This is a genomic window from Clostridium chromiireducens (genome assembly GCF_002029255.1).
Lineage (GTDB): Bacteria > Bacillota > Clostridia > Clostridiales > Clostridiaceae > Clostridium > Clostridium chromiireducens.
Genome location: NZ_MZGT01000045.1, coordinates 35366 through 45217 on the forward strand (window position 1 = coordinate 35366; position 9852 = coordinate 45217).

A 9852-nucleotide genomic window follows, 5' to 3' on the forward strand; every position below is an offset into this window, starting at 1 on the left:
CTGTCAAGGTGGTAATAATTGTTGATAATTATATTTATATATATTTTTTTGTGGATAACTTATTGAATATGAATAATTACTTATGTTATCATAAGTATTATGTTGTGAATAACTTATTAATGCTAAAACTTATCCACATGTGTGGATAAAACTGTGTATAACTTGTTTGTTTCTATTATTAGTACATCCTAAATCCCTTGATAATGCTAGTTAAGCATATGTTCATAAATTTTAGTAACAATTTGTTATTAATTTTTTATTCAATTAATATATACACATAATTATTAACATGTTGATATATTTATATACATACTTGGCTATAATAAATAAATGTTGATATCTCTGTTAATAAACTGTACATAATGTCATAAAAAATTTTTTTATAAAAATATTGGAGGAATACGAATGGATGCCGATCTTAAAAATTTGTGGGGTAAAACCTTAAATATCATAAAAAGTGAACTAAGTGAAGTTAGCTTTAATACTTGGATTAAAAGCTGCGAGCCAATATCTATTTCTTCTGATACTCTAAAGATAAGCGTTCCGAATTCCTTTACTCAAGATATTTTAGATAAACGATATAAAGATTTAGTTGCAAATTCAGTAAAAGCAATCTGTTCAAAATTATATAAAATTGAATTTATTATAATGTCTGATAACTTTGATAAAGAAGATAGTAAAAATAATTCTAACCCATCTCCAAAATCAGTTATTGTTAATGATGAAATGTCATCTACTTTAAATCCAAAGTATACATTCAATTCATTTGTAATCGGAAATAGTAATAGATTTGCCCATGCTGCATCTCTTGCTGTTGCAGAATCTCCTGCAAAAGCATATAACCCTTTGTTTATATACGGGGGAGTTGGACTAGGAAAAACCCACTTGATGCATGCCATAGGACATTATGTTTTGGATGGTAATCCTAACGCTAAGGTTGTATATGTTTCATCTGAAAAATTTACAAATGAGTTGATTAATGCAATTAAGGACGATAAAAATGAAGAATTTAGAAATAAATATAGAAATGTAGATATATTACTTATAGATGATATTCAATTTATAGCTGGAAAAGAACGTACCCAAGAGGAGTTTTTCCATACATTCAACGCATTACATGACGCAAATAAACAAATTATATTATCTTCAGATAGACCCCCAAAAGAAATTCCGACTTTAGAAGATAGGCTGCGTTCTAGATTTGAATGGGGACTAATAGCGGATATTCAGGTTCCTGATTTTGAAACAAGAATGGCTATCTTAAAAAAGAAAGCTGATGTTGAAAATCTAAATGTGGCTAATGAAGTTATGGGGTATATTGCTACTAAAATTAAATCCAACATAAGAGAACTTGAGGGTGCCTTAATAAGAATAATTGCTTATTCTTCATTAACAAACAGAGAGGTTACTGTAGATTTGGCTTCAGAGGCACTAAAAGATATAATATCTAAAAAACAAGGAAAGCATGTGACTATTGATTCTATACAAGATGTAGTTTCTAGTTACTTTAATTTACGTGTCGAAGATTTAAAGTCTCAGAGGAGAACGAGAAATGTAGCATATCCAAGACAAATTGCAATGTATCTAAGTAGAAAACTGACAGATATGTCCTTGCCTAAAATTGGAGAGGAATTTGGAGGTCGAGATCATACTACTGTTATACACGCTTATGAAAAAATTTCTGAGAACTTAAAAACTGATGATTCATTGCAACATACTGTCAATGACATTACAAAGAAACTGACTCAAAATTAATCCACAGCTGTATATAACAAATCTAGTATATACTGTGGATAATATTTTTATAATAATATAGTGTTTATTATTGTGGATAACTAGGTCAATTTGTTACTGAATTATCCACAATATTTTTGAATGCAATTTTGTTGATATTACTGGGTTTGATGTAGTTATCAACAAATCAACAGCCCCTACTACTATTATTACTATAAAAGTATTTATCTATATCTAATTATTGTCATTAATTTATTGTTAATAAATAAGGAGGTTTTCCAATGATTTTTACATGTGAAAAACAAAAAATATTAGAAGGTATATCAATAGTTCAAAAAGCTATAACAGGTAAATCAACTATGCCTATACTTGAAGGAATATATATAAATACAAATAAAACAACATTAACTCTTATAGGATCAGATATGGATGTAAGCATTGAAACATCTGTTAATGCAACAATCATAGAAGAGGGAAGCATCGTTATTGATGCCAAAATATTTGGAGAAATAATAAGAAAGCTACCAAATTCAACTATAAGAATAGAAACAATCGAAAACCAATTAATAAAAATAACTTGTGAAAAATCGGTATTTGATGTAGTTTATATGAATACAAATGAATTTCCTGAATTACCTCAAATTAATGAAAACTTAAAAATATCAGTAAATCAAAACATATTAAAAAATATGATAAAAGGAACATCATTCGCAATTGCACAAGATGAAACTAGACCAATTCTACAAGGGATTTTATTTGAAGTAAAAGAAAAAAATTTAAATTTAGTTGCACTAGATGGATATAGGCTAGCAATTAAAAGTGAATTCTTAGATACTGATATAAATATAGAAGTTGTTATACCTGGTAAAACTCTAAATGAAGTATCAAAGATACTTGAAGATGTAGATGACATTGTGGATATAACTTTTACTAATAATCATATTTTATTTAATTTAGAAAGAACTAAAATAATATCTAGATTGTTAGAAGGAAAATTTATAAATTACAATTCATTATTGCCTCAAGAGCATAAGTTATTTGTTAATGTTAATAGACAAGAATTACAAAATGCTATTGAAAGAGCATCTTTAATGGCCAAGGAAGGAAATACAAATTTAATAAGATTAGATTTACAACAAGATAACCTGATAATAACATCCAATTCTCAATTGGGAAAGGTAAGAGAAGAAATATCTATAAAATTGCAAGGTGAAGAAATACAAATTGCATTTAATTCAAAATACTTGTTGGATGTATTAAAGAACATGGAAGAGAGCGATGTTATTATGAAGATGACTTCAGGGATAAGTCCATGTGTAATTCAGGAGAAGGATAATGAAAATGCGAAGTATTTAGTTTTACCAGTAAGATTAATGAGATAGGAGGATAAGTATTTATTTGTGAATACTTATGCAAAAATATGAATAAAATAAAAATTAGCACTGAATTTATAAAACTAGACGCTTTTCTGAAGTGGGCCGCTATTGTTGGATCCGGTTCAGAAGCAAAAGTATATATACAAAATGGATTAGTAAAAGTTAATAATGAAATTTGCATTCAACGAGGAAAAAAATTAAAGGTTGGAGATATTGTAAGTTTCGAAGATTCAGATTTTGAAATAGTATAGATATAGTTATAAAAAATAATAAGTAGACAAATGTTTTATTATGATATAATTATTATAGGTGTATTTTTATGTATGTTAAAAATATAAATTTAATCAACTACAGAAACTATGAAAATTTATCTATAGAATTAGATAAAAGTGTAAATGTGTTTGTAGGTGATAATGCTCAAGGAAAAACTAATATTGTTGAATCAATTTATTATGGTGCTTTTGCAAAATCGCATAGAACATCAAAAGATAAAGAATTAATAAATTGGAAAAAGGATAAAGCCTATATAAGTTTGCTTATAGGAAAAAATAGGCTGGATAAAAAAATTGATATTAACATTCTAAGAGATGGAAAAAAGGCCATTAAGGTAAATAGCATAAAAGTAGGAAAAATAGGAGAGTTATTCGGGACATTTAATGTAGTTATGTTTTCACCAGAAGATTTAAAAGTTATCAAAGAATCTCCTAGTCTAAGGCGAAGGCTACTTGATATGGAGTTATCTCAAATAAATTCAAAGTATTATTTTAATTTAGTTCAATATCACAAAATTTTAAATGAAAGAAATATTTTATTAAAAAGCAAAAAGTTCGCTGAAGATGTTTTGGAAGTATATGATTTACAATTAATTGAATATGCTGATTATATTGTATCAAAAAGGTTAGAATATATAGATAAAATAAACTTTTATGGAAAAAGCATTCATAATGATATAACTTCTGGTAAAGAAAAGATTGAATTTAAATACAATTGTACCGTTAATCTAGATAGTTATAAAAGTAATTATTTGAAAAAATTAAAGGATAACGTTCTTAGAGATAGAGAAAAAGGATTAACTTCAGTTGGTCCTCATAGAGATGATTTCAATGTTTTTATAAATGAGATTGATGCAAAAACATTTGGATCACAAGGACAGCAACGTACATCAATTCTAACGATGAAGTTTTCATCTTTAAAGATCATCAAAGAGATTACTGGAGAGTATCCTGTTTTATTATTAGATGACGTTCTCTCAGAACTTGATGTAAATAGAAAAAAATATATATTAAGTTCTATTAGAGATATACAAACAATAATAACTTGTACAGGAGTTGATGATTTAGGTAATTATTTAGATTATAGATCTAAGATATTTACTGTATCGAACGGGAAGATTTTAAATTAAAGGAGGAATATTTAGTGTTTTTACATTTAGGTGAAAATGTTGTAGTTCCCATTAAAGACATAATTGGAATATTCGATTTGCAAAATACAATGTACAGTTCTGATACAATACAATTTTTGAGATTAGCAGAAGAAGATGGATTTGTAGAAAGAATTACAGATGAAAAACCAAAATCGTTTATTATAGCAGAAGTTGATAATAAAAGTAAGATATATTTTTCACCAATATCATCAACAACGTTAACAAAAAGAACTGATATGGAATATAATTTTTAATTTCGTAAAGTTCATGAGTTTAATATTTTAAAGTTTAGGAGGAGTCTGATTTGGAACAAAATAATAAAAGCTATGATGAAAATCAGATACAGGTTCTTGAGGGATTAGAAGCAGTAAGAAAAAGGCCAGGAATGTATATCGGAAGTACAAGTTCAAGAGGTCTTCATCATTTAGTTTATGAAATAGTAGATAATAGTATTGATGAAGCATTAGCTGGATATTGCAGAAAAATAGAGGTCAACATTAATGAGGATAATTCAATAAGAGTAGTTGACGATGGTAGAGGTATGCCGGTAGGGATACATCCTAAGATGGGGAAGTCCACTGTTGAAGTTATAATGACAATATTGCATGCAGGTGGTAAATTTGGTGGTGAAGGATATAAGGTTTCTGGTGGATTACATGGAGTAGGTGCATCTGTAGTAAATGCGCTTTCTGAAGAATGTATTGTGACAGTTAAAAGGGATGGTCATATATGGGAGCAAAAGTACAGCAGAGGTAAAGTTTTAAACGATATTGCTAAAATAGGGGATAGTGATGAAACAGGAACAGAAACTTATTTTAGACCAGATCCAGAAATATTTGAGGAAACAATTTTTGATTTTGAAGTTTTATCCCAAAGATTGAGAGAATTAGCGTTTTTAAATAAAGGAATTTATATAAGACTTTTAGATAAAAGAGATGAAAAGGAAGAAACGTTTCATTATGAAGGTGGAATAAAATCTTTTGTAAGCTATTTGAATAGGAATAAAGTACCACTTCATGAGGAACCTATATATATCGAGGGCATAAAAGATAAGGTTTCTGTTGAAGTAGCACTTCAATATAACGATGGTTATACTGAAAATATCTTTTCATTTGCAAATAATATAGATACAGTTGAAGGTGGAACACATCTAGTTGGATTTAAGACAGCATTAACAAGAGTATTTAATGATTATGCAAAGAAATTTGGACATATAAAAGAAAATGATAAAAACTTTACTGGAGACGATATCAGAGAGGGGCTAACTGGAGTAATATCTGTTAAAATAGAAGAGCCTCAATTTGAAGGTCAAACAAAGACTAAGCTAGGAAATAGTGAAGTTAGAGGAATAGTTGATTCTATTGTTGGTGAAAATATAGGAATATTTCTAGAAGAAAATCCAAACATAGGAAAAATAATAGTTGATAAAGCATTAATGGCGGCTAGAGCTAGAGATGCAGCTAGAAAAGCTAGAGAATTAACAAGAAAATCAGTATTAGAAAGATCCACATTACCAGGAAAATTAGCAGATTGTTCATCTAAAGATCCTAGAGAATGTGAGATTTACATAGTCGAAGGAGATTCTGCTGGTGGTTCGGCTAAGCAAGGAAGAAATAGGAGATTCCAAGCAATTCTACCATTAAGAGGAAAGATACTAAATGTTGAAAAGCAAAGGTTAGATAGAATATTGAATGCAGATACAATTAGATCTATGGTTACTGCATTTGGTGCTGGTATTGGAAATGATTTTGATGTAGAAAAAATTAGATATAACAGAATCATAATAATGACAGATGCGGATGTCGATGGAGCTCATATTAGAACGTTATTATTAACATTCTTTTATAGATATATGAGAAAAATGGTTGATGATGGTCATGTATATATAGCACAACCTCCATTATATAAAGTTAGTAAAAATAAAAAAGAATACTACGCATATACTGATTCAGAATTAGAGAATGTTTTATCTGAAATAGGTGGAAAAGATAATTCAACAGATATTCAAAGATATAAAGGTCTAGGAGAAATGAACGCAACCCAATTATGGGATACGACAATGGATCCAGAAAAAAGAATTTTATTAAAAGTAAACATAGAAGATGCTATGGCAGCAGATGAAATTTTCACCATATTAATGGGAGAAAAAGTAGAGCCAAGAAAAGAATTTATTACACAAAATGCTAAAAATGTTGTTAATTTAGATATTTAGTACTGAAATATGAGGTGAAGTACATGGACTTTAATGAAGGAAAAGTTATACCTGTAGATATAAAACATGAAATGAAAAAATGCTATATAGATTATGCAATGAGTGTTATTGTTGGTCGTGCATTACCAGATGTTAGAGATGGATTAAAACCTGTACATAGAAGAATACTGTATTCTTTACAAGAATTAGGTTTATATCCTGAGAAGGGATATAGAAAATGTGCAAGAATAGTTGGAGATGTTTTAGGTAAATATCACCCACATGGTGATAGTTCAGTTTATGATGCGCTTGTAAGGATGGCTCAAGATTTTTCAATGAGATATATGTTAGTAGACGGTCATGGAAATTTTGGATCTGTTGATGGAGATAGCGCAGCAGCTATGAGATATACAGAAGCAAAAATGAATAAAATAGCTGTTGAAATGTTAAGAGATATCAATAAGAATACTGTTGATTATATGCCAAATTTTGATGGTGAAGAAGAAGAACCTGTAGTATTGCCATCTAGATTTCCCAACCTTCTGGTTAATGGTTCATCAGGAATAGCCGTTGGGATGGCTACTAATATTCCGCCACATAACCTTGGTGAGATTATAGATGGAACTGTTATGCTTATTGATAATCCAGACGTAACTGTACTGGACCTTATGACTAAAGTTAAAGGTCCAGATTTCCCTACAGGTGCAACTATAATGGGGAAGGCAGGAATTAGAGCTGCCTATGAAACTGGTAAAGGAAAGGTAATTGTAAGGGCAAATGCTGAGATAGAAGAGGAAAATGGAAGGCATTCAATAATTGTTACTGAGATACCATACCAAGTAAATAAGGCAAAGCTTGTTGAGAATATTGCCGATTTAGTGAAGGATAAGAAGATTACTGGAATATCTGACTTAAGAGACGAATCAGATAGAGACGGTATGAGAATTGTAATTGAACTAAAAAGAGATGCTAATCCAAACGTAGTATTAAATTTGTTATACAAGCATACAAAACTTCAAGATACATTTGGCATTATTATGTTAGCGCTAGTTAATAATGAACCTATAGTTTTGAATCTAAAGCAAATATTGGAACACTATGTGGAGTTTCAAAAAGAGGTTATAACAAGAAGAACTATATTTGAATTAAATAAAGCAGAAGCTAGAGCACATATATTAGAGGGATTAAAAATTGCTTTAGACAACATAGATGAAGTAATAAGTATAATAAGAAATTCTAGTACTAGTGAAATTGCTAAAAACACTTTGATGGAAAGATTTAACCTTTCTGAAAAGCAATCTCAGGCTATATTAGAGATGAGACTAAGAAGGTTAACTGGCTTAGAAAGAGATAAGATTGATGAAGAGTTTAATGGGTTGATGAAACAAATAGAATATCTAAAATCTATTCTAGCAAGTGAAGAAAATTTATTAGGTGTAATAAAAGATGAATTATTAGAGATAAAAGCTAAGTATTCAGATGAAAGAAGAAGTAAAATAGAAAAGATAATAAATGAGATTGATATAGAGGATTTAATACAAGTAGAAGATGTTGTTATAACATTAACTCACTCTGGATATATAAAAAGAATTTCGGCAGATACTTACTCTTCACAAAGAAGGGGAGGAAAGGGTATCCAGGCGATGTCAACAAAAGAAGATGATTTTGTTGAACAATTGATGATAACATCAACCCACTCAGATGTATTATTCTTTACGAATAAAGGAAGAGTATATAAGTTAAGAGCTTATGAAATACCTGATGCTGGAAGGCAAGCAAAAGGTACAAATTTAATAAATCTTATTGCTATAGAGTCTGATGAAAAAATCCAAACGGTATTAACTGTAACAGATGATAGAAAAGAAGGATTCTTATTTATGGGAACTAAGCAAGGTATAGTAAAGAAAACTCCACTTAGTGAATTTAAAAATTTAAGGAAAAGTGGATTAATTGCAATAAGTCTAAAAGATGGAGACGAGTTACTTAAAGTAAAAAATACCTATGGAGATGCTAATATTATGGTAGTTACTCAAAATGGGTATGCTGTTAAGTTTAACGAAAAAGATGTAAGGTCTATGGGAAGAACCGCATCAGGGGTTAAGGCTATTAACTTAAAAGAAGATGATATAGCAGTATGTATGGATATTGCTGTTGAAGGAGAAGAATTGTTAGTAATTAGCCAAAATGGGTACGGGAAGAGAACGCCTATCACTGAGTATAAACTACAAAATAGAGGTGGAGTAGGATTAATAACGTATAAGATTAGTGAGAAGACAGGAAAATTAGCAGGAGCTACAATATGTAAAGTTGATGATGAATTAATGCTTATCAATTCTAGTGGAGTGGCAATTAGAATTAATGTTTCTGATATTTCAGTTACAAGCAGGTCTGCAATGGGAGTAACATTAATGAGAACTAATGAGGAAGAAAAAGTAGTTGCAATAGCAAAAATACTAAGTAGTGATGATCCAGAAGAAGAATCAGTTGAATTAGTTGAAATTGAAACTAATGATATAGAAGAATAATATTAATATCAGAAAACTTTAAATAGGTCATTTAACAACATTGCAAATGTGTTAAATGACCTATTTTTATATGTAATGACTATATGACAGTAATAAGTAAGGTATCATATGAACCTGGTGTATCATAGTAAGAAATATTAAATAAAATAGATAATAATAGAGTAAATTGAATTTAAATCAATATAATGAGGCTATATATAGGGAAAATTAATATATAATATGTTAAGATAAAACACGTCGTCAAGAAACATAAATATTTTTAAAGAAATCATTAATAATAATTCAAAAAGATTTTAAAAAATATATTGACAGTACGAACTTCAAGTGATATACTAAGAAAGTCGCTTGAGAGTGATGAAAAATTTACAACAATATGTTGTAATAAAGAAATTGGTCTTTGAAAATTGAACAGAATATATAAATACATTTAAGTAAACCAGCAATTCTTTATTTGAGTAAGCTAAGATTAAACTTTTTATTGAGAGTTTGATCCTGGCTCAGGACGAACGCTGGCGGCGTGCTTAACACATGCAAGTCGAGCGATGAAGTTCCTTCGGGAACGGATTAGCGGCGGACGGGTGAGTAACACGTGGGTAACCTGCC

7 protein-coding genes and 1 rRNA gene are annotated in these 9852 nt (G+C 29.4%); all 8 read left to right on the forward strand.

Features of this window, described 5'->3' with window-relative positions; all coding sequences use genetic code 11:
* Window positions 1–405: 405 nt before the first annotated feature.
* Window positions 406–1755, forward strand: coding sequence for a chromosomal replication initiator protein DnaA (dnaA, locus tag CLCHR_RS16110; protein WP_079440850.1), 1350 nt, complete (start codon window positions 406–408; stop codon window positions 1753–1755).
* 260 nt (window positions 1756–2015) lie between these two features.
* Window positions 2016–3116, forward strand: coding sequence for a DNA polymerase III subunit beta (gene dnaN, locus CLCHR_RS16115; RefSeq protein ID WP_079440851.1), 1101 nt, complete (start codon window positions 2016–2018; stop codon window positions 3114–3116).
* A 38-nt stretch (window positions 3117–3154) separates the two neighbouring features.
* Window positions 3155–3361 (forward strand): RNA-binding S4 domain-containing protein, encoded by a 207-nt coding sequence (locus CLCHR_RS16120; RefSeq protein ID WP_079440852.1) that lies wholly within the window; start codon window positions 3155–3157, stop codon window positions 3359–3361.
* Window positions 3362–3429: 68 nt separating this feature from the next.
* Window positions 3430–4512 (forward strand): DNA replication/repair protein RecF, encoded by a 1083-nt coding sequence (gene recF / locus CLCHR_RS16125; RefSeq protein ID WP_079440853.1) that lies wholly within the window; start codon window positions 3430–3432, stop codon window positions 4510–4512.
* 14 nt (window positions 4513–4526) lie between these two features.
* Window positions 4527–4787 carry an extracellular matrix regulator RemB gene (gene remB / locus CLCHR_RS16130; protein ID WP_008419054.1) on the forward strand — a complete coding sequence of 87 codons (261 nt, stop codon included), beginning with the start codon at window positions 4527–4529 and terminating at the stop codon, window positions 4785–4787.
* Between the two features lie 50 nt (window positions 4788–4837).
* Window positions 4838–6745 (forward strand): DNA topoisomerase (ATP-hydrolyzing) subunit B, encoded by a 1908-nt coding sequence (gene gyrB / locus CLCHR_RS16135; RefSeq protein WP_079440854.1) that lies wholly within the window; start codon window positions 4838–4840, stop codon window positions 6743–6745.
* Window positions 6746–6768: 23 nt separating this feature from the next.
* On the forward strand, window positions 6769–9249 hold the full coding sequence (gyrA, locus tag CLCHR_RS16140) for a DNA gyrase subunit A (protein ID WP_079440855.1): 2481 nt from the start codon (window positions 6769–6771) through the stop codon (window positions 9247–9249).
* 474 nt (window positions 9250–9723) lie between these two features.
* A 16S ribosomal RNA gene (locus CLCHR_RS16145) occupies window positions 9724–9852 on the forward strand; the annotation flags it as partial.